This window comes from Arthrobacter sp. LAR12-1-1.1 (assembly GCF_040676555.1).
Taxonomy (GTDB): Bacteria; Actinomycetota; Actinomycetes; order Actinomycetales; family Micrococcaceae; genus Arthrobacter.
The window spans coordinates 1-20917 of sequence record NZ_JBEGIG010000003.1; the positions used below are offsets into that span (position 1 = coordinate 1).

Annotated in this window: 18 protein-coding genes; 4 read left to right on the forward strand and 14 right to left on the reverse strand. The window is 64.5% G+C overall.

Annotation, left to right across the window (positions count from 1 at the left end):
* Window positions 1–570: 570 nt before the first annotated feature.
* The 10 genes from MRBLAR12_RS04605 to MRBLAR12_RS04650 all read right to left on the reverse strand — a co-directional run bounded on the left by MRBLAR12_RS04605 (window position 571) and on the right by MRBLAR12_RS04650 (window position 11841).
* The gene (locus MRBLAR12_RS04605; protein WP_364743911.1) at window positions 571–702 is read right to left on the reverse strand and encodes a hypothetical protein; all 132 of its coding nucleotides are present in this window, start codon (window positions 700–702) and stop codon (window positions 571–573) included.
* Window positions 699–2456 carry a hypothetical protein gene (locus MRBLAR12_RS04610; RefSeq protein ID WP_364743914.1) on the reverse strand — a complete coding sequence of 586 codons (1758 nt, stop codon included), beginning with the start codon at window positions 2454–2456 and terminating at the stop codon, window positions 699–701. The genes MRBLAR12_RS04605 and MRBLAR12_RS04610 overlap by 4 nt, the downstream gene beginning before the upstream one ends.
* Window positions 2457–2914: 458 nt before the next feature.
* Window positions 2915–3889, reverse strand: coding sequence for a class 1b ribonucleoside-diphosphate reductase subunit beta (gene nrdF / locus MRBLAR12_RS04615; RefSeq protein WP_223916933.1), 975 nt, complete (start codon window positions 3887–3889; stop codon window positions 2915–2917).
* Window positions 3886–4680, reverse strand: coding sequence for an NUMOD3 domain-containing DNA-binding protein (locus MRBLAR12_RS04620; protein WP_364743917.1), 795 nt, complete (start codon window positions 4678–4680; stop codon window positions 3886–3888). Before MRBLAR12_RS04620 ends, nrdF begins: the two co-directional genes overlap by 4 nt.
* Before the next feature lie 37 nt (window positions 4681–4717).
* Window positions 4718–6838, reverse strand: coding sequence for a class 1b ribonucleoside-diphosphate reductase subunit alpha (gene nrdE, locus MRBLAR12_RS04625; RefSeq protein ID WP_364744034.1), 2121 nt, complete (start codon window positions 6836–6838; stop codon window positions 4718–4720).
* Between the two features lie 71 nt (window positions 6839–6909).
* Window positions 6910–7314, reverse strand: coding sequence for a class Ib ribonucleoside-diphosphate reductase assembly flavoprotein NrdI (nrdI, locus tag MRBLAR12_RS04630; protein WP_414645465.1), 405 nt, complete (start codon window positions 7312–7314; stop codon window positions 6910–6912).
* A 182-nt stretch (window positions 7315–7496) separates the two neighbouring features.
* Window positions 7497–7742, reverse strand: a complete 246-nt coding sequence (gene nrdH, locus MRBLAR12_RS04635) for a glutaredoxin-like protein NrdH (protein ID WP_018773329.1) — start codon at window positions 7740–7742, stop codon at window positions 7497–7499.
* A 492-nt stretch (window positions 7743–8234) separates the two neighbouring features.
* On the reverse strand, window positions 8235–9698 hold the full coding sequence (locus MRBLAR12_RS04640; RefSeq protein WP_414645463.1) for a class I SAM-dependent methyltransferase: 1464 nt from the start codon (window positions 9696–9698) through the stop codon (window positions 8235–8237).
* Window positions 9695–10441: a DUF1365 domain-containing protein gene (locus MRBLAR12_RS04645; protein ID WP_364743921.1), complete on the reverse strand. Its 747-nt coding sequence runs from the start codon at window positions 10439–10441 to the stop codon at window positions 9695–9697. Before MRBLAR12_RS04645 ends, MRBLAR12_RS04640 begins: the two co-directional genes overlap by 4 nt.
* Window positions 10438–11841 carry an NAD(P)/FAD-dependent oxidoreductase gene (locus MRBLAR12_RS04650; protein ID WP_364743924.1) on the reverse strand — a complete coding sequence of 468 codons (1404 nt, stop codon included), beginning with the start codon at window positions 11839–11841 and terminating at the stop codon, window positions 10438–10440. Before MRBLAR12_RS04650 ends, MRBLAR12_RS04645 begins: the two co-directional genes overlap by 4 nt.
* A 322-nt stretch (window positions 11842–12163) precedes the next feature.
* Between MRBLAR12_RS04650 and MRBLAR12_RS04655 the strand changes: the two genes are divergently transcribed.
* Both MRBLAR12_RS04655 and MRBLAR12_RS04660 read left to right on the forward strand, forming a co-directional pair.
* Window positions 12164–13084, forward strand: coding sequence for a LysR family transcriptional regulator (locus MRBLAR12_RS04655; protein WP_229994507.1), 921 nt, complete (start codon window positions 12164–12166; stop codon window positions 13082–13084).
* Between the two features lie 85 nt (window positions 13085–13169).
* A complete protein-coding gene (locus MRBLAR12_RS04660) occupies window positions 13170–13391 on the forward strand; it encodes a hypothetical protein (protein WP_229994505.1) in 222 nt (73 codons plus the stop codon).
* On the opposite strand, the gene MRBLAR12_RS04665 is transcribed toward MRBLAR12_RS04660, so the two are convergent.
* The gene (locus tag MRBLAR12_RS04665) at window positions 13388–14782 is read right to left on the reverse strand and encodes an aldehyde dehydrogenase family protein (protein WP_229994504.1); all 1395 of its coding nucleotides are present in this window, start codon (window positions 14780–14782) and stop codon (window positions 13388–13390) included. The genes MRBLAR12_RS04660 and MRBLAR12_RS04665 overlap by 4 nt on opposite strands.
* Before the next feature lie 98 nt (window positions 14783–14880).
* Between MRBLAR12_RS04665 and MRBLAR12_RS04670 the strand changes: the two genes are divergently transcribed.
* Window positions 14881–15387 (forward strand): DUF2004 domain-containing protein, encoded by a 507-nt coding sequence (locus MRBLAR12_RS04670; protein WP_229994503.1) that lies wholly within the window; start codon window positions 14881–14883, stop codon window positions 15385–15387.
* A 148-nt stretch (window positions 15388–15535) separates the two neighbouring features.
* On the opposite strand, the gene metE is transcribed toward MRBLAR12_RS04670, so the two are convergent.
* A complete protein-coding gene (gene metE, locus MRBLAR12_RS04675) occupies window positions 15536–17869 on the reverse strand; it encodes a 5-methyltetrahydropteroyltriglutamate--homocysteine S-methyltransferase (protein ID WP_364743929.1) in 2334 nt (777 codons plus the stop codon).
* A 45-nt stretch (window positions 17870–17914) separates the two neighbouring features.
* Window positions 17915–18922, reverse strand: coding sequence for a methylenetetrahydrofolate reductase (locus tag MRBLAR12_RS04680; RefSeq protein ID WP_364743932.1), 1008 nt, complete (start codon window positions 18920–18922; stop codon window positions 17915–17917).
* Between the two features lie 429 nt (window positions 18923–19351).
* Between MRBLAR12_RS04680 and MRBLAR12_RS04685 the strand changes: the two genes are divergently transcribed.
* Window positions 19352–19555 carry a hypothetical protein gene (locus MRBLAR12_RS04685; protein WP_229993357.1) on the forward strand — a complete coding sequence of 68 codons (204 nt, stop codon included), beginning with the start codon at window positions 19352–19354 and terminating at the stop codon, window positions 19553–19555.
* Window positions 19556–19607: 52 nt separating this feature from the next.
* Here the strand turns inward: MRBLAR12_RS04685 and MRBLAR12_RS04690 are convergent, their stop codons facing one another.
* Window positions 19608–20810, reverse strand: a complete 1203-nt coding sequence (locus MRBLAR12_RS04690) for an ROK family transcriptional regulator (RefSeq protein WP_364743935.1) — start codon at window positions 20808–20810, stop codon at window positions 19608–19610.
* Window positions 20811–20917: the final 107 nt, after the last annotated feature.

Genomic DNA, 20917 nt, shown 5'->3' on the forward strand with positions numbered 1-20917 from the left:
CCGTGCCACCGGGACGAATCGTGCCGAGGTAGGTGACCGTGGCGTCAACTTGGACACCGCAGAGCGTGCCGACCTGATGGTCGGTCAGTTCGGTGCGCGGACCGAGACCAATGTCTTCCAGAACCCGCGTGCTGATGGTTTGTCCGTTGAGTTCCCCGATTTGTTCTCCGAGCATCATGATCTCCTTGCCAATTGGATCGGTGCATGGACCGGAACTAATGCCACGTCGACTGGGGCGTGACGCTCCAATCGTAGGCAGGAGACCGCTCGAGGTCGACGTCTGTCCGGTGCCCGTTTCCGACAGTTCGGATGATGGACCCGGTGCCCCATCGGCGACCGACTCGCTCCCCTAATCCGCGGCAGCCCGGCATCACACCGCGCCTTCCACCCAGAGGACCTCTCCTCGATGGCCGCGGCGCTCCCGCGGGGAGCCGGACCGACGCGAATGACGGCGGCAACGGCGCGGGTGCGGCCCAACGCAGCCTCACATCCTCGCAGAAACTACTTCAGCTAAGCAGATACCCAATACGTGAGTTCGAATATGGCTTTCGGGATAGACGCCGTCGTTGCTCAGGACTGCATGCTCAGGTACCGGTAGACGGTAGCGCGGCTGGCTCCGATGATCTTGCCGATGTCCGATGGTTTGAGACCCCGCGCCTTCAGTTCATGCGCCCGCTTGACCTTCTCGTGATCCGCGGTCACTTATGTACGCCCTCTAGTATCGGATCATCAATCGTCGGTATGCCCCAAGGCTTGTATAGAGGCTGGCTGCCCTCTTCTGATCCGGTGACAGTCTGGAGCCAAACCCGGAAAGGCGTGCCATCGGCAGCTTTCAGCCTGACCTTCTCGCCGGCCCCTTCCCCGGCTTTGAGGTCTTGCCAAATACGCTCACCATCCACGGCCTTCACGTTGGGGTGATAGGTATATCCCGCTCCCAGATTGTATTTACCTCCCAGGATTTCAACAGCGGTCGTGGGCTGTTGAGCCCAGATTGCGCCACCCTCCAGCAGGAGCCTCTCTAGTCCATCATCGGTTCCGCCAGACAGAGTCATCGTCAAGCTCCGCCCAGGAGGCATAACCGTCTGGTAGCCCTCAAGAAGAAGCCGGGCAATGCGAATTTCAACGCGCTCGGTGCGCGTTGTTTGATCCGGAACGGCGAAGCAGACGTCTCCGAGGGCTTGCTCAATGACATACAGGTCATCCACCAACGATTCGGTCCACTCATCGCTGCTGCCTCCGGAATCCTGAAGGGCGTGCAACACCAGAGATGCAAGACGCCCCCCGCCGGCATACATCTCGATCTTGTTCCCTGATCGAAGGATACGAAGCATTCTGATGGCCGCGTGCACATCTCGTACAGAACCACCGGGCGCGTTGAATGTGAGATTGCAGCTGCCTTCACCCGCATTCTCGGACCACGGCAGCTTGAAGATGAGCGTTACTACATTCATGAACTGACATTTGAAGGTCGCTCCGACGCCACCTTTGGCTCGTTGCGCTATACGGCCTTCATATCGTCCTCTGATGAAACCATGCTGATCTAGGACGTTAAGTGTTATGGGTGGCGCATGCGAACCCTCAGACTTTTCAAATGCAGCTGGAGATAGTCGCACTTTCTCGATGTTCATCTGAGGTAGAGGTGCAACCCACGCTGGTCCGATACGAGTAAAAGAGGCCGCACTGCCAGGCAGATCAAAATCATTCAGCAGCCCGTAAGCCAAGTTCTCTTGGAGCTGTTCTGCCACATCCTTGTGCTCTGGTCCGAAGCTAAGCGTAAGTTGGGTGTGGATCGGCTCCTTCTCCATGGCCTCTGGGTGCTTGGCGACGTAGTCCTCAAAGACAACGTTGCCACTGGTGATCAAAGTTGTGTCCCAGTACCTACTTCGCGTATTGGCGAGCGATAGAAGAGCGCCAATTCGTTCAGAGAGATCCGCGTTGCCTACCAGGCCGGCTTTCTCCTGGTTGATCATCCGCAGCACATCTACTAGCTCGTCCCTAAGGAAGGCACGTTCAACCTCCGGATGATCGGTCAATGCCGCTGCCAGCTTTTCCTGTCCCCAGATATCAACATCCACGTCCTTGCTCGCTGCAAACCCGTCAACGAAGTCGCGTTCATTCTTATGTGGATCTGGCGGCATCACTAGAATCCACTCATCCGGGGCATGGTTTTTCCAGGCGGTCTCGAATGACTTCCGCACCTGGGGGCGGCGTGAATCCCGGAACCCACCAGTGAAACCTTCAGGAAAGTATTTAAGCTGGAAGATCTTGACCACCCGGTCTTCCAGCCGCACCGCAACATCGATGCCGCCATCACCACCGGCGCCTCTGAGGACCTCCGCCTTGTACGGCTTCTTGTCATACATTTTGAGAAGCAGGACTTCTACGACTTGGTTGAAGTCAACTTCACTGATTTGGGACCAGTTGATCCTGCTCTGGCTCAGCCCTTTAGGCGCCATGCTGCCCTCCATTCACCGGCCCGTGCTGTTCAGCTGTCTTTGAGGCGTCGACCGCCGGGGAGCTTTTCCGCACGATGGATATATCTCGCCCTCGTTGTGTTCGCTCCATCTAAAGGACGTTCCACGTCCTTGGAAATCGGGGTCTCGGCTCGCCGGCACACGTTCAAGCAATCGTTGGCTGGGGTCTACCTGTGGGCGATATGAAGCCCGGCGCAGCGGTCATTGAGTGAAGAAGCCCGGCTCATGCTGTGGGCATCAGCCCGAACTCGTCAGGGAACGCTTGAAAGGGGCCCGGTAGTTGGCCAGCTGAGGGAATCAGTTGGCCAACTACCGTGAAACGTGGCCATCTAAGTTGGGAAATGGCCACGTAGCGTGGAACCTCACAACTTCCAACTAGACGATGCGTTTCTTCCAAATAGGGTGCCGTACTTCCAATTAGGGTGACATCTCTCAGAGGACTAGAAGTCCCAGTCGTCGTCCTCAGTATTGACAGCCTTGCCAATCACATAGGACGAACCCGAACCCGAGAAGAAGTCGTGGTTCTCGTCCGCGTTAGGCGACAGGGCCGACAGGATCGCCGGGTTCACGTCGGTGACGGAGGCCGGGAACATGGCCTCGTAGCCCAGGTTCATCAGGGCCTTGTTGGCGTTGTAGTGCAGGAACTTCTTGACGTCCTCGGCCAGGCCGACGGAGTCGTAGAGGTCGTGCGTGTACTGGACCTCGTTCTCGTACAGCTCGAAGAGCAGCTCGAACGTGTAGTCCTTGATCTCCTGCCGGCGCTCCTCGGAGACCTTCTCCAGGCCCTTCTGGAACTTGTAGCCGATGTAGTAGCCATGCACAGCCTCGTCGCGGATGATCAGGCGGATGAGGTCGGCCGTGTTCGTCAGCTTGGCCCGCGAGGACCAGTACATCGGCAGGTAGAAGCCGGAGTAGAACAGGAAGCTCTCCAGCAGCGTGGAGGCCACCTTGCGCTTGAGGGGGTCGTCGCCCTGGTAGTAGTCCATGACGATCTGGGCCTTCTTCTGAAGGTTCTCGTTCTCGGTGGACCAGCGGAACGCCTCGTCGATCTCCTTGGTGGAGGCCAGCGTGGAGAAGATCGAGGAGTAGCTCTTGGCGTGCACGGACTCCATGAACGCGATGTTCGTGTAGACAGCCTCTTCATGCGGGGTGAGGGCGTCCGGAATCAGCGACACGGCGCCGACGGTGCCCTGGATGGTGTCCAGCAGGGTCAGGCCCGTGAACACGCGCATGGTGAGCTGCTGCTCGTCCGGGGTCAGCGTGGCCCACGACTGCACGTCGTTGGACAGCGGCACCTTCTCCGGCAGCCAGAAGTTGTTGACCAGGCGGTTCCAGACATCCACGTCCTTGTCGTCCTGGATGCGGTTCCAGTTGATCGCCTCAACATGGCTGAGAAGCTTTACTTTTTCTGTCATGACTCCGACTCGCTTTCTGAAGAGAGACTGGGTTTGGCTGAGTCCTCGACGCAATACTTGCAGTCGGCTTTCTCTATGCCTTTGTTGGTGTGATGTCTGGTATGGGCGTTTCGCTGACTGGAAGGCATGGGACGGCCCTTCCTTACTGCTGACATTTTCGCACGGGTTTCGGCACTGGCCTGCTTCCCAAAGTTCGGGTTGCCGGCACCTTTCTTGGCTTCTGAAAGTGCTTTGCGGGTTTCTTCACTGACCGAATGCCCAAAACTTGGATGCTCCGCGCCGAACTTCCCAAAGTTCGGGTTCTCCGGTCCGGAGTTAGTTCCCTTGCGGTCCTCCGCCCACTTCGTCCGCTGTTCCAGGCTGTGCTTGCCGCCATAAAACGGGTTCTCGGCTCCTGGCCGGCTAAGTCCCTTACGGCCCGTGCTCCTGATGCGGGCGGTTTCGCGCTGTTCTTCAGTCCAGACGACGCCGGTCGGGCCTAGGCCGCCATCCGCAATGTTCAGAAGACGATCCCCTTCGCGTCGCAGATAGCTGATCCACTCGATCTCCGCCTGCCCCAACTCGGGCAGACCTTCAATCCAATCCAGCTCGCCCGCGATGAGATCAGCCGGATCGTGTTTTCGGAGCCAATCGTAGAACGGCGTCTTACGACCCTCAGCAGCCACTCGCAGGTGCTGATGGAAACGACGACTGGCCGTCTTGGTCGTGATACCGACGTAGCGGTACTCGACCTCCCGCCGAAGCCGGATGCCGTAGACCAAGCCGCCCATCGCCGTCGTCGTTTCCATCATTTCAACCGATCACTCAAAATCTACCGATTTCAGTTGATCAAAGCATGCACGAGACACAATTTTCCACCTCGGTCCCTTCCAGCGCGAGCTGGCGGAGACGGATGTAGTAGATGGTCTTGATGCCCTTCTTCCAGGCATAGATCTGGGCCTTGTTGATGTCGCGCGTGGTGGCGGTGTCCTTGAAGAACAGTGTCAGGGACAGGCCCTGGTCCACGTGCTGCGTGGCTGCGGCGTAAGTGTCGATGACCTTCTCGTAGCCGATCTCGTACGCGTCCTGGTAGTACTCCAGGTTGTCGTTCGTCAGGTACGGCGCCGGGTAGTACACGCGGCCCAGCTTGCCTTCCTTGCGGATCTCGATCTTGGATGCCACCGGGTGGATCGAGGAGGTGGAGTTGTTGATGTAGGAGATCGAGCCGGTGGGCGGCACAGCCTGCAGGTTCTGGTTGTAGATGCCGTGCTCCATGACAGAGGCCTTCAGCTCGCGCCAGTCATCCTGCGTGGGGATGTGGATGTTCTTGAACAGCTCGGCGACCTTCTCGGTCTGCGGGACCCATTCCTGCTCGGTGTACTTGTCGAAGAACTCGCCGGAGGCGTACTTGGACTTCTCGAAGCCGCCGAACGTCTGGCCGGTCTGGATGGACAGCAGGTTGGAGGCGCGGACTGCGTGGTACACCACCGAGTAGAAATAGATGTTGGTGAAGTCCAGGCCCTCTTCGGAGCCGTAGTGGACCCGCTCGCGGGCCAGGTAGCCGTGCAGGTTCATCTGGCCGAGGCCGATCGCGTGGCTCTGGTCGTTACCGCGGGCAATCGAGGGCACCGAGGTGATGTTGGACATGTCAGACACTGCCGAGAGGGACCGGATGGCCGTCTCGATGGTCAGGCCGAAGTCCGGCGAGTCCATCGTCTTGGCGATGTTCAGCGAACCCAGGTTACAGGAGATGTCCTTGCCGGTCTGGTCGTAGGACAGGTCATCGTGGTACGTCGTGGGCTGGGAGACCTGGAGGATCTCGGAGCACAGGTTGGACATGATGATCTTGCCGTCGATCGGGTTTTCCCGGTTCACGGTGTCCTCGAACATGATGTACGGGTAGCCGGATTCGAACTGGATCTCGGCGAGCGTCTGGAAGAACTCGCGCGCCTTGATCTTGGTCTTCTTGATCCGGGAATCGTCCACCATCTCGTAGTACTTCTCGGTGACCGAGACGTCGGAGAACGGCATGCCGTAGACCTTTTCGACGTCGTACGGGGAGAACAGGTACATGTCCTCGTCCCGCTTGGCCAGCTCAAAGGTGATGTCCGGGATGACAACGCCGAGCGAGAGGGTCTTGATGCGGATCTTCTCGTCCGCGTTCTCGCGCTTGGTGTCCAGGAAGCGGTAGATGTCCGGGTGGTGCGCGTGCAGGTACACCGCGCCGGCACCCTGGCGGGCACCGAGCTGGTTGGCGTAGGAGAAGCTGTCCTCGAGGAGCTTCATCACGGGGATGACGCCTGAGGACTGGTTCTCGATCTGCTTGATCGGCGCGCCGACCTCGCGGATGTTGGTCAGCGCGAAGGCCACGCCGCCGCCGCGCTTGGAGAGCTGCAGCGCGGAGTTGATGGACCGGCCGATCGACTCCATGTTGTCTTCGATGCGGAGCAGGAAGCAGGAGACCAGCTCGCCGCGCTGCTTCTTGCCGGCGTTCAGGAACGTCGGGGTGGCCGGCTGGAAGCGGCCTTCGATGATCTCGTCCACCATCTGGGTGGCGAGCTTCTCGTCGCCGCGGGCCAGGTGCAGTGCCACCATGCAGACGCGGTCCTCGTAGCGCTCCAGGAAGCGCTTTCCGTCGAACGTCTTCAGCGTGTAGGAGGTGTAGAACTTGAACGCGCCGAGGAAGGTCTCGAAGCGGAACTTCTTCTTGTACGCGCGGTTGTAGAGCTCGCGGATGAAGTTCATCGTGTACTGGTCGAGGGTTTCGCGCTCGTAGTACTCGTTCTTGACGAGGTAGTCGAGCTTTTCCTCGAGGTCGTGGAAGAACACGGTGTTGTTGTTCACGTGCTGCAGGAAGTACTGGTGCGCGGCCTCGCGGTCGGCCTCAAACTGGATCTCTCCGTTGGGGCCGTAGAGGTTCAGCATGGCGTTGAGCTCGTGGTAGCCCAGGCCCTTGTAGGCGGCCGGCATCTCGTGCTTTTCCTGCTTCTCCTGCTTGTCAACGGAGGTGGCGGTGGCCGCGTGGGTGCCTGCGCCCTCAGTTACTGCTGTGTCTGCGACAGTCGTGTCCAAAACTCTTCCAATCCTTGTTGTACGCGGTTGACGTCTTCCGGCGTCCCCATGAGTTCGAAGCGATATAGGTGCGGGACCTTGCACTTGGCGGCGATGATGTCGCCGGCCATGCAGTAGTTGTCCCCGAAATTCGTGTTCCCTGCGCCGATCACTCCGCGGATCAGCTTCCGGTTGCCCGGGTCGTTCAAAAACCTGATGACCTGCTTTGGAACAGATCCCTCTCCCCCGGTGCCGCCATAGGTCGGCACCACCAGCACGTAGGGCTCCCGGGCCACCAGCGGAGCGTCCCTCGGGTAGAGGGGGATCCTGGCGGCGTCGACTCCCAGCTTCGCGACGAAGCGTGCCGTGTTTTCGGAGGTGGAGGAAAAGTAGATGAGGCGGCAGTGCGTTAGTTCGGGAGCTGTTGTGCTGACCGCTTCCCCGCTGTCAGCCGTGGCAGCTACCCGATCTTCAGTTGTTACAACCACGGTGGTCACCTCATCTACCGTGAATTCTTGCCTGGTAGCGGCGTCCCTGAGTGTTTCAGGTGATTGGGCGTTTCAGGCTACGGGGCGTTTCAGGCTACAGCGACGGCGGCGGCCTGCGCCAGTTCTTCGATCTTGTCCGGGCGGAAACCGGACCAGTGGTCCTGGTCAGTGACGACAACGGGGGCCTGCATGTAGCCCAGGGACTTCAGGCGCTCAAGGGCCTCCGCATCCTGGGAGATGTCGACACTCTGGTAGGCGATGCCCTTCTTGTCCAGCGCGCGGTAGGTCGCGTTGCACTGAACGCAGGCCGGCTTCGTGTAAACCGTAACGGTCATGGTCCTAGTCCCCTTTGTTGAAGTCTTCTTCGGAGCGCTTCCCCGGCTCCGACTGTCCCGCGCTGATGCTCTGCTGGAACTGTATGTCGATACTACATGTAGTGCAAGAGCCTCACGCGGACCCCAAGATGATGTATTACAAGTATGTCATTTAACCCACCGTTAATCCACAGGAGGGGGCCCTCCAAATGTCCGGATTTCCGCCATTTTGGCGGACGAAATCCACACCCTGTGCAGTAGTTACCCACATTAATCACCCCCGCGTGTCGCACCGCAGACGGCGTGTCGCGCCCCTCCGTGCGGGCGCGTCACGGTGGCGCCGGCCACTACATCTGGTGTCCGGGCACACTAAAGAGGCGGGCACCGTGGTGCCCGCCTCATCAGATGGTGATTGTTCTAACACCCGAGTCGTCATACCCTGCGCCGTCATGCCGTGACCGGCGCCACGGGGACCTATTCAGGACCTATTCAGGACCTCGGCTGGTGCTCGGTCTAGGCCGCGCCCTTGGTGGCGGCACCGTTCGTAAGGGCACTGTCGAGCACGATCTGCTGCACGTCGAGATAGCCCGTTTCAAACCCGGCCCGGGAGTAGCACAGGTAGAACAGCCACATCCGCTGGAAGACCGCGTCGAAGCCCATGGCCCCCACCTCGTCTTCGCGGGCCATGAACCGCTCCTCCCAGAGCCTCAGGGTCTGGGCATAGTGGTCGCCCATGGCGAGGCGTTCGCGCACCCGCAGTCCGGTCTGCTTCGCGGTGATGTCTTCGATGGCGCGGACGGACGGAATGACCCCGCCAGGGAAGATGTACTTGTGCACCCAGGTGTAGCTGGTGCGGGTGGCCATGAGGCGGTCGTGGGCGATCGTGATGGCCTGGACGGCCACCTTGCCGCCCGGGGCCAGGACCCGCTCGATTGTCTGGAAGTACGTGGCCCAGTATTCGAAGCCGACGGCCTCGATCATTTCGACCGAGACGACGGCGTCGTACTCGCCCTCCACAGCGCGGTAGTCCTTCAGCTCGATCGTGACGGCGTCGGCGTAGCCGGCCTCGGCCACGCGCCGGCGGGCGAGTTCCTGCTGTTCGCTGGAGAGCGTGACGGAGTAGACGGTGGCGCCGCGGGAGGCGGCGCGCAGGGCGAGCTCGCCCCAGCCGGTGCCGATTTCCAGGACGCGGGTGCCTTCCTTCACGCCGGCCTTGTCCAGGAGGCGGTCAATCTTGGCCTGCTGCGCGGCGGCCAGCCCGTCCCAGGCCACGCTCCGCAGGGCGTCGCCGTTTTCCGGGAAGAGGGCGCTGGAGTACGTCATGGTGCTGTCCAGGAACGAGGCGAAGAGCTCGTTGGAGAGGTCGTAGTGCCGCGAGATGTTGGAGCGGGTGTTTTTCTCGGTGTTCCGTTCCCTGCGCGGCTGGCGCGGGAGGTACAGGCCGCGCAGCTTCTGCAGCGGCTCGGGCACGAGCGTGCCGACGCGGGAGGCAAACACCTCCATGACGGCGGTGAGGTCATCGGCGTCCCAGTCGCCGGCCATGAAGGACTCGCCCAGGCCGATCAGGCCGCCGTCGCCGAGCCGGGCGGCGAAGTCGTCGGGCCGGTTGATGGTCATGACGGGGTAGGCGGTGCCGGCGGGCGTCTGCTCGGCGGGTGCCTGGTCCGAGGCAGCCCGCTCCAGAACGGCATTGCCCGGCGCCTTTCCCAGTGCCGTCTTGCCCAATATCGTGCCGTCCGCGTACCGGACTTCCAGCGGCAGCCTGCGCACGGCCGCCTTGAAGATGGCGTCCGCAGCGCGTCCGGCCACACGGGCCTTCAGGCTCGAGGGCACCGTCGCGATGCTGGGCCAGATGGCGGCGTCGATGGCGACGGGCGGCTGGGGAACGGTGTAAGGCACCCTGCTGCTGACGGCTCCGCTGCGCGTGGCGCCCTGGGCCCGTCCCGCGCCGGATCCGGTCGCTTCGGTCATAGTCACTGAACTGCCTCCTGTGAAGGGTGGTGTGGTTTCTTGATGATGGGCAGGCGGCGTGCCCACAGCCTGATGCCCTGCCAGCGGATCTGCGCCGCAACACGCAGCGGGGCCAGAGGTACCGCGAGCGCCGCGGACACGATGTTCCGCAGCGTCGCTTCGTGGCGGACGCCGTCCATGGTGGCGATGAAGGGCTGCTGGCCCTCCCGCTCCAGGACGATCGATACGGCAAGCCGTTCACCGGGTTCGGGGAGCTTCATGCGGTACCCGCCGTCGACGTCGTTGAACGGGGAGACGTAAAACGCCTTCGGGACGCTCGCCCGGCCAGTGGCGTCGGTTTCGAGGAGGTAGCAGTGCCTCTCCCCGTACGTGTTGTGGACCTCGACGACGACGCAGCGCAACTCACCGGCGCTGTCATGGCACCAGAACACGCTTAGCGGGTTGAACACGTGCCCGAATACCCGGGCACTGGCCAGCATGGCGATGCGTCCGCCGTCGAGCCCGATCCCCTGGGTGGCGAGGTAGCGTTCCACATTGCCGCGCAGCGTGCCGTCCGGGTCGCCGAGATGGTCCTCCACCCGGAAGCCGGCCAGCGGCCGGAGCAGCCGCGGCAACTGCGGAAGGTGGTCGACGTCGACATACCAGCTGTAGCTGCGGTACGTGAAAGCGTTGTGCAGCGGGGTGCGCCGCACATGGGAGATGACTGTGCGATAGATGGCGGCGCGGTAGATGGCTGCAATTGCGCTCATGAGCCCTCCGCGGAGACGGCCTGCAGGTCAGGATCTACGGCCACGGAACGGTACTCCTCGTTCAGGACGGCGGCATCGTCCCAGTCGCGGCCCAGCCGGGCGGCGGCCTTGAGGCCGGACAAGGCGCCGTCCTCGTGGAATCCCCAGCCGTGGTAGGCGCCGGCGAAGGCCAGGCGCTCGTCGCCGAGTCCGAGCATCCGCTGCTGCGCCTTCAGCGACTCCGGGGTGTACTGCGGGTGCTCGTAGACCATCCGGTCCAGCACCGCAGCGCCGTCGATCAGTTCGGATTCGCCGAGGCTGACGATGTACCGGCCGCCGTCCGCGGGCTCCAGCCGCTGCAGCCGGGTCATGTCGTAGCTGACCAGGACCTTGTCCGGCCGGGCATCGCAGGACGGCAGCCGGTAGTTCCAGGATGCCTGGGCGTTGGGGCTGGCCGGCAGCACGGCTTCGTCGCGGTGAAAAATGGTCTGGTTCACCGAGTACGGCATGCCGCCAAGGGCATCCCTCTCGGCGGCCGAGGCACCGGTGAGCATGCGCAGGGCCTGTGCCGGGTGGGTGGCGATCACCACAGCGTCAAAGGTCTCGCGCACAGTCCCGGCACCCAGCGCGGACGTGACGTCCACGCCGTCTGCGTGCCGGTGCACCGTGGTGACAGGGCTGGCGAGCCGGATGTCCGGCAGGGTCTTGGCCACCTTGTCGACGTAGCTGCGCGAGCCGCCGGTGACCGTCCGCCACTGCGGCGAGCCTTTGACGCCGAGCAGGCCATGGTGGCCCAGGAAGGTGAACAGGTAGCGGGCCGGGTAGGCCAGCGCTGTGGTGGGGTCGCAGGACCAGACGGCGCTGACCACAGGGGTCATGAAGTGCGAGATGAAGTAGCTGCTGAATTTTTCCCGGGCCAGGAACTCGCCCAGGGTGAGCTCGTGTCCTGTGCCGGTGCCTGTTCCCGTGGAGGGTTCCGCCAGCAGGGCGCGGGCCCGGCGGTGGAACCGGGTGACTTCCAAGAGCATCCGCAGGTAGCGGCCGCGCAGCAGGGTGGACGGCCGGGGAATGATGCCGCTCCCGTTGGGCCGTGCGCCGGCGTATTCCAGGCCGCAGCCGTCGCAGCGGACGGACATGCTCATCTCGGAGTCCTGGGTTTCGACGCCGAGCTCGGCGAACAGGCGCAGGAGTGTGGGGTAGGTCCGCTCGTTGTGCACGATGAAGCCGGTATCCACGCCCAGGGTGGGCCCGTTCTGCTGCGGCACATCGTGGGTGTGGGCGTGGCCGCCGAGCCGGGCGTCCGCCTCGAAGAGGGTCACCCGGTCCCACCCGTTCAGCACGTAGGCGGCGGTCAGCCCCGCCACTCCGCTGCCGATGACGGCGACCCGCCGTCCTCCCGGAATCCCTGCTGCTTGCGACACTGGTCTGCTCCTGTTGTTTAGCCCAAATACTTCTCTAGCCCGAAGTCTCTTGTGGGCTATTCGTTGCCGTCGGGCGGCCGGATGAGTATGGATTCCGCATTTTTCAGGTCGGCTTTCAGTTCACCGCCTGCGGCGCCGGCAACCGTCGCTTGGGTGGGGCCCCTCGAAGTCTCATGCATGGGCATGGCCGTGCCGTGCAGACATTCCGTGCAGCCAACCCTGGCCGCCCGGGGTAGGCCGGATATGCCACAATGAAGCGGGATTTCCGGTCCCGTCCCGTGGACCCGCCACATTGGACCCGCTACCAGGCGAAGGGCAGCCCTTGATCAACCCCGTCCATCTGCGGACCCTTGTCGAAGTGATCCGGCTTGGATCGTTTGCGGCCGCCGCGGCCCGGCTCGGCTACACGGCCTCGGCCGTCTCCCAGCAAATGTCGGCACTGGAGCGTGACACCGGCGTCACCTTGTTCCAGCGGGCGGCCCGCAGCATCCAGCCGACGGAAGCCGCCGTCGTCATGACACGGCACGCAGCCAAAGTGCTCACGGATATCGAGACGCTCATGGCCGCCGCCTCACGGGCGCAGGAGAGCCCCAGCCAGGAGCTGCGGCTGGGCATTTTCCCGAGCCTTGCCACCTATGTGCTGCCGCCGATCCTGCAGAACCCGGCCTGGAAGAAGCTCGGCATCGACCTGCGGGTCTCGGTCGCGGAACCGGCCCAGACCATCCAGGGGCTGCGGACCGGCGGCGAACTCGACGTTGCCCTGGTGTACCAGGTGGGACAGTCCGGCCTCGCCTGGCCGCACACCGTGGACCGGCAGTGGATCGGCGACGACGACTTCCGGGTGGTGCTGCCCGCGGCCTGGGGCATCGGCACGGATTCCAAGGTGGCCGCCCCGCATCTCTCGGACATGCCCTGGATCATGCATCACCCGGGCACATCCGATGCCACGGTGATCGAACGCCTCTTCGCGAGCTGCAACCTGCACCCCCGTGTGGTGGCCTACAGCGATGACTTCCATGCCAGCCTGGAAATGGCGGCCGCCGGGCTCGGCGCCGCCCTGGTCCCCGAGCTGGCCCTGCGGCACCGGCCTGCCGGCGTCGTGGTCCTCGATGTTCCGGAGATCAGGCTGGCCCGCAATGTTTTCGCCCTGCTGATCAACGAGAAGCGGACCGCCCAGGTCCAGCTGTTCGTGGAACTGCTGGCCGAGACGATGCACAGGCTCAGCACCGTGCGAAAGGATTGAGCCCGAAGGGCCGAGCTGAAAGACCACACGTCTAAGAACTGCGGAGGGGTTTCCCTCCGGCGCCCGATCGAGAAGGATGGGGGCCATGAACAAAAGCTATTCAGCCTCCCGGCCCGTCTCCTCCGACAACCCCGAGGTAATCGCCGCGGCCATCCGGGCGGCCACCGAGGAACTCCGAGACACGCTGCAGCGCCATGGCATCGAGGCGAGCTTCGAGGACATAGCCCTGCTGGGGCACTCGGAGTCCTGGGACGACGAGGGGACGCGTTGGGTCGAGGTCGAATGGGACGGTGTGGAAGCCGGTTAGGACCTGACCCGCTTTCCGACCGGCGCGACCAGCGCGTCGATGATCCGGTGCCTGGTCCGGGTGTACGGCGGGTAGATGAGTTCCAGCGTGTCCGGCCACAGCGGCTTGTCCAGGGTGGAGCGCTCATGCGAGAACGTCCGCACCGAATGTTCCCCGTGGTACGCGCCCATGCCGCTGCCGCCTACCCCGCCAAACGGAAGCCCGGGGACGGAGAGGTGGGCCGCCGGAACATCGAAACACAACGCCCCGGACGAGGTCCGCTCGGCGAAGGCACGGCGCGTCGCGGGATCCTTGCTGAAGACGTAGAGGGCCAGCGGTTTGGCGCGCCCGTTGACCTCCCCGATGGCCGCGTCGAGCCCGCGCACGGGCACCAGTGGCAGCAGCGGGCCGAAGATTTCTTCGGCCATGACGGCGTCGCCGGGCGCCGGCCGCAGCAGGGTCGGCGCTAGGTAGCGGCTGGCGGCGTCGCGCTGTCCGCCGTGCACCACCGTGCTGGCGTCGGCCAGGGCAGCGAGCCGTGCGAAGTGGCGGTCATCGACAATCCGGCCGTAGGACGGGCTCGCCGCCGGGTCCGTTCCGAAGAGCGCCGTGATGGCCTTGATCAGCTCGGCCTGCAGCGGCTCCAGGACCTCCTCGCGGGCCAGGACGTAGTCCGGGGCGACGCACGTCTGCCCGGCGTTCATGAACCGGCCCCAGGCAATCCGTTTGGCCGCCGTGGCAAGGTCCGTGGACGCATCGACATAGGCCGGGCACTTGCCGCCGAGCTCCAGCGTCACGGGGGTCAGGTGTTCGGCGGCCGCGCGCATCACCACCTTCGCCGCGGCCTCTCCCCCGGTGAAGAAGATGTGGTCGAACCGTTCGGCCAGCAGCGCTGTGGTCTCCGGGATGCCGCCCTCAACCACCTCGGCGGCGCCGGCCAGGTATTCGGGAATCCAGCGGGCCAGCGCGGCCGAGGTGGCCGGGGCGTGTTCGCTCGGCTTGAGCACTACGGTGTTTCCCGCGGCCAAGGCTCCGGCCAGCGGGGCGAGCAGCAGTTGCAGTGGGTAATTCCACGGCCCGATCACCAGCACCACGCCCAGCGGAGTGAGTTCGGTCCAGGCACGGGCCGGCTGTACTGCGGGAGGCACCGGCACGCGGCGGGGCCGCAGCCAGTTTTCCAGGTGCCGCTCCAGATGTGCCGCCTCTGCGTCAGCGAATCCGATCTCCGCCAGCTGCGCCTCGGTGCGGTGCTTGCCCACGTCGTGGGCGAGGGATTCGGCGAAGTCCGCCTGCCGTTCCGCCAGCATGCGCCGCAGCCCGCGCAGTTGATCCAGCCGCCAGGTGAGTGGACGCGTGGTCCCGGCGTCGAACACGGCACGGGCACGGACGACGGGCGAGATTACATGCTGCATCCGATCAATCTACAGTCACACGGACATCCGCCGGTCCGGCACCCGATAAAACCCTGCCAACGCTGGAATGGTCCGGTTTTCAGGACTATGTTGAACATATGAACAAGGTAGCGAGCAAGCACTTCGGCGAGGTCGAGCTCAACCACGGAAGGGACCATAATCTCACCGCCACGCATGAGCTGGCGGGCCAGACCGTGGAGCTTGACCTGAATGTCAACGCGCATGACCATTTCGATGAAGCGGCCATGCACAAAGTTGACTACCGCTTGCGCTTCCTGCCCGAGCTCGTGGACCAGGTCCGCGAAATGATCGCCGAGGAACTGGACCAGGAAGGCACCAGCCCCCAGGAGTACCGCCACTTCCACTGCAACGCGATCAAGGACGAACACCTCAAGAAGGTTTTCGGCGTCGAGAACAAGAGCCAGCTGACCGACGAGGTCTTCCTCAGGGCGCTCAAGCTCGGCCACGTGGGCATCTACCCCGGCCAGCCGGAACGCTACTTCGTCCTCGACTTCACGCTGGGCCAGCATTTCACCGACGAGGTCCTCGTCGCCTCCGCGGATGAGGACGGCGTCGTCGACGACGAAATCCTCTGGGAATCCTGAATCGCCGGCGAACTTGGATCCACTGCTCCGCAGGTGCCCTTTTGAGCGCCCAAAAGGGCGACTGCTCAGCAATCGATGACCAAGAACGTACGACGCCGGCCGGCCACCTTGCGAGGTGACCGGCCGGCGTCGTTTTGGCTGGAGCGGGTTACTTGGCGGCTTGGAGCAGTTCGGCGCGGACCGTCTTGGTGGCCGTGACCAGGTTGCGCAGGGACTCTTCGGTCTCGGCGTAGCCGCGGGTCTTCAGGCCGCAGTCCGGGTTGACCCAGAGCTGGCGGGACGGGACGTGCTTGACCGCGGTGCTCAGCAGCTCGGTGACTTCCTGCTCGCCCGGGACGCGGGGCGAGTGGATGTCGTAGACACCCGGGCCCACGCCGCGGCCGAAGCCGTGGGACTCGAGGTCGTGCACAACCTCCATGCGGGAGCGGGCGGCCTCGATCGAGGTGACGTCGGCGTCGAGGCCGTCGATCGCGTCGATGATGGCGCCGAACTCGGAGTAGCACAGGTGGGTGTGGACCTGGGTGGCGTCCGCGGCACCGGCCGTGGAGAGGCGGAAGGACTTCACGGACCAGTCCAGGTACGCGGCCTGGTCGGCCTTGCGCAGGGGCAGGAGTTCGCGGAGGGCCGGCTCGTCCACCTGGATGACCTTGATGCCGGCCGCTTCGAGGTCGGCGATCTCGTCGCGGAGGGCCAGGGCCACCTGGTTGGCGGTCTCGCCGAGCGGCTGGTCATCGCGGACGAAGGACCAGGCGAGGATGGTGACCGGGCCGGTGAGCATGCCCTTCATCGGCTTGCTGGTCAGGGACTGCGCGTACTTGGCCCATTCCACCGTGATCGGGGCGCTACGGGTGACATCGCCCCACAGGATGGACGGACGGGTGCAGCGCGAGCCGTAGGACTGGACCCAGCCGTGCACCGTGACGTCGAAGCCTTCGAGGTTCTCGGCGAAGTACTGGACCATGTCGTTGCGCTCGGGCTCGCCGTGGACCAGGACGTCGAAGCCGAGCTCTTCCTGCAGCTCCACGACGCGCTTGATCTCTTCCTTCATGAGCTGCTCGTACTGCTCCGTGGTGAGGTCGCCGCGGTTGGCGCGGGCCCGGGCGGTGCGGATTTCCGAGGTCTGCGGGAAGGATCCAATGGTGGTGGTGGGCAGCGGCGGCAGGTGCAGCGCCTTCTCCTGGGCTGCCTCGCGGACCGCGTAGGCGGAGCGGTTGAAGTCGGCGTCGGTCAGGGCGGCGGTGCGGGCCCGGACGTCGCCGCGGCGGACGCCCTCGGCCTCGGCGCGGGAGGCGATGACGCGGGTGGCCTCGTCGATGGCGGGCTGGACGGCTTCGGGGTCGCTCAGCAGACCGGCGAGGGTGACAACTTCAACGGCCTTCTGGTCGGCGAAGGCCAGCCAGCTGCGCAGCTGCTCGGACAGCTGGACTTCCTCGTCGACGTCGTGCGGGACGTGCTGGGCGGAGGTGGAGGTGCTGACGGCGAGCTTGGCCACCGACTTCTTCAGTTCGGCGATCTTCTTCGCGGAGGCGGCGAGATCGTTGCGCCAGATGTTGTGGCCGTCCACGACGCCGGCGACGAGGGTCTTGTTGCCCAGCGCGGCCATGGCCGCGGCGGACGGGACCTCGCCCTTGAAGACGTCCAGGTGCAGGGCGTCGATGCCGGTGGCGGCGAGCGTGCCGAGCTGGCCGTTGAGCGCGCCGTACGGGGTGGAGACGAAAAGCTGCGGGCGCTGGGCCGTGGCGGCGAGGGCCTCGTAGGAACGGGCGACGGCGGCCTGGATTTCCACGGCCGGGGTGTCCTGGTCCACCACGAGGGCGGGCTCGTCGAGCTGGACCCAGCTGGCGCCGGCCGCGGCAAGCTTCTGAAGCAGTGCGGCGTACACGGGGAGGATGTCCTCGAGGCGGGACAGCGGGCTGAAGCCGGCCGGGGCGTCGTCGGAGGCCTTGCTCAGCAGCAGGAACGTGACCGGGCCGACGATGTACGGGCGGGTTTCCACGCCGTTGGCGAGGGCGTACTCGAATTCCTCGACGATCCGGTTGGAGGTCAGCGCGAAGTTGGTCTCCGGGCCGATTTCCGGCACGAGGTAGTGGTAGTTGGTGTCGAACCACTTGGTCATTTCCAGCGGCTGCTGTTCCTTGTTGCCGCGGGCCAGGGTGAAGTAGCCGTCAATGTCGAGCTGTCCCTCAGCGTTGAGGAGGTTCCCGAACCGGGCCGGCACGGCGCCGAGGTGGGCGGCGGCGTCGAGCACCTGGTCGTAGTAGGAGAAGGTGCCGGGGACGGCCGCGGCTTCAGTCAGGCCAAGGCCCTGGAGGCGCTTGGCGGTGCCGAGCTGGATTTCCTTGGCGGCGGCGTCCAGGGCTGCGGCGTCGATCTTGCCGGCCCAGTAGGCCTCGACGGCTTTCTTGAGTTCGCGGCGGCGGCCGATTCGCGGGTAGCCGAGGATCGAGGCGGACGGGAAGGGGGTGGTGAGAAGTTCAGTCATGGGAAGTCCTTGAAGTTGTCGTTGACAGATGACGGAGGTGGGTGCTCAGCTGGCGAGCTGGCTGGCGGCACGCCGGGAGGCGCTGATGCGGCCGGCGCCGTGCCGGTTGCCGCCCTGCCGGTTGCCGCGGTTGCCGCTTCGCGGCCGGGGCAGGGCGAGTTTGTCCAGCACGTCCAGGGCGGCGGCGTGCTCATTGAACGTGTAAAGGTGGATGCCGGGGGCCCCGGCGGCCAGGGCCGCGTTGGCGAGATCCACCGTGGCGCTGACCCCGATCCGGGTCCGTTCGGCGTCGGTATCGGCGGCCGCAAGGCGTTCGATGAGTTCCGGGGCCGGTTCCACGCCGGTCAGCTCGCCGAGGCGGGCGAGCCGCCGGAGGCTGGTCAGCGGCATGACCCCGGGAATGATCGGGATGGTGACCCCGGCCCGCCGTGCCCGGGTCAGGAGATCGGCGTACTGCTCGGTGTGGAAGAAGACCTGGGTAATGGCGAAGTCGGCGCCGGAGCGCTGCTTGGCCAACAGGACCTCGATGTCGTGCGCCTCACTCGGGGATTCCGGGTGCCGGGTCGGGTAGGCGGCGACGCCGACCGCCACCTTGCCGGCGCACAGCAGTGCCGAGCGGCGCTGCTCCACGCGGCGGATGAGTTCGATCAGGTCCTGGGCGTACCGGAGCGATCCCGGCGGCGGGGTTGCGCCGTCTTTGGGCCGGTCACCGCGCAGGGCGAGGATGCCGCGGACACCGACGTCGAGCAGTTCGCCGATGATCTCCGCCAGTTCCTGCGGGGAGTTCCCGACGCAGGTCAGGTGGGCCAGGGGCCGGAGCGTCGTTTCCTGCACGAGCCGGTTGATGAGTTCGACGGCGGTGCTGCGGTTGGAGCCGCTGGCGCCGTAGGTCACGGAGACGTAGTCCGGGTCCGTGGCTTCCAGTTCGCCGATGGTGGTCCAGAGGGATTCGGCGGCCGCGGGCGACCGCGGCGGAAACAGCTCGTAGGACAGCGCAACAGGGGCTGCGCCGCCAAGATTGGGATGGGTGTCGATAAGGCTTGGTGGTGACATTTGCGTCCTTGGCTGTGAACACTGCCGTCAGGAGACCGGAAACCCGGATGACCGGATACAGATACGGAAACACCGTTGGCAGTGAATTGAGTTTGGGGAACACGGAGGGAACTTCAGCAGGGCGCAGCCGCGACTGTTACGCCTGATACGAAGTTGTCCGTGAGCAAATGTCAGGCCCACATGGGGGCACCCACACCCTCCTGGGCTGCCTTGGGGGCAGCCTTCAGCGGAGGATCGCTGACACGTTACTGAGGTAACTTGTATAGAACTCTAAGGCCGGGCAGCGGGGCCCTTCAAGTCGGCGCCCGAATTAAGACGCACCTTTACGGCCGTTTGCGGTGCCGGGCAGAATTATGTTCGCCGAAGGGGCGGTTTTCGGCCGGCACGGCCGCTCTCCCCAACGCACGCGGTCAGGACTATCCTGTTGCCATGATTCAGCTTCCAGCCAGCTACAAGGAGTACCTCGCCGGCAAGAGCGAGAGCTTCATCAACACGGTCCGGCCCGTCCTCATGCAGTCGGCCGCAGATAAGTCGCACGGGGTGCGGGTCTCCTACAACCGCGGCCCCACCGGCCACCAGGCGCATCTGGACGACACTATTCCTTATGGGACGGTCGTTGAGGACATCGACTGACGCCCGGCTGGCCCGCTGAGGCGGCCGGGCCGGGTCAGCCCACCAGCGACGTCTATCCTTCGAGGAGGAGGCGCTGGGAGCGCGGGGCAAGCGTGTGTTCCAGCACCAGGCAGGCGGCACCGACGGCGCCGACGTCCTCGCCCACTCCTGTGCCCACCACTTCGATCCCGTGGATCTTCCGGGTGGCGCTGTTCGCGTCCACCAGGGCCGGGATTAGCTCCAGATAGGCCGCTGAGAGGCACGTCCAGAACGGGCCCCCAAAGACCACGCGGTCCACGTCCAGGGCGTTGGTGATGGCCGAGACGGCACGGGCCACAAGCACGGCGGACCGTCGAATGATTTCCTTGGCCTCTTCGTTGCCGGCGTCGGCGATCGCGCACAACTGGGCAAACCGCTCCTGGACCGCCGGCGCGCTCCTGTCCTGGAGCGATCCATCCAGTACGCCGGCCGCCTCGGCCTGCGCCACGAGGACCTGCGGAATGGCGGAGGATTTCACGCAGCCGCGCTGCCCGCAGTCGCAAAGGGCGCCGCCCGGGTCCACGATGATGTGTCCGATTTCCCCGGCGTTGCCCGAGGTTCCGCGGACCACTTCGTCGTTGAGGACGATCCCGCAGCCGATCCCGGTCCCCATGTACATGAAGACAAAGCTACCCTCGCCACTGGGGCCGCCGGCCCAGGTTTCGGCCACGGCTGCGGCAGTCACATCTTTGTCCATGATCGTGGACAGGCCCGTGGCTTCGGCCAGGGCATCCCGCAGCCCCACGTGGTCCCAGCCCGGCAGCAGGGGCGGGTCCACGACGGCGCCGTCGTTGAGGTCGATGGGGCCCGGTGAGGCAACCCCGAGCCCGGCGATCCGGTCCGGGTCCACCCCGGAGTCCATGATGAGACGCTTGATTTCGTCCGAGATGGTGTCAATGACCGCCCGGGGGTCGGTGCCGGGCGGGGTGCTGATCCGTGAGTGCCTGACGACGGCGCCGAGCAGGTCCAGCACGACGAACGTAAGTACGGCGGGGTCCAGGTGCACGCCCACCGCATACATTCCTGCGGGATTGAGCCGGAGCATGGTCCTTGGCTTGCCCGGTCCGGTGCCTTCCTTGCCTGCCTCGACGATCAGGTGCTGGTCCAGCAGGCGGCGGGAAATATTGGAGATGGTCTGCGGCGAGAGTCCGACGATCTGGGCGAGCTCCACCCGGCTCAAGCCGCCCGGCGCGCGGCGGATGGCGTCCAAGATGACCGTGAGGTTGAAGTCACCCATCTTCGGTAGGTTGGTCCCTCGCCTCGGAGAGGGTTGCCGGAACTCGGTCACTGATACCTCTAAACGTCTTTGGCCACGCACAGCAGTTGTCAGAATCGTACGTTACG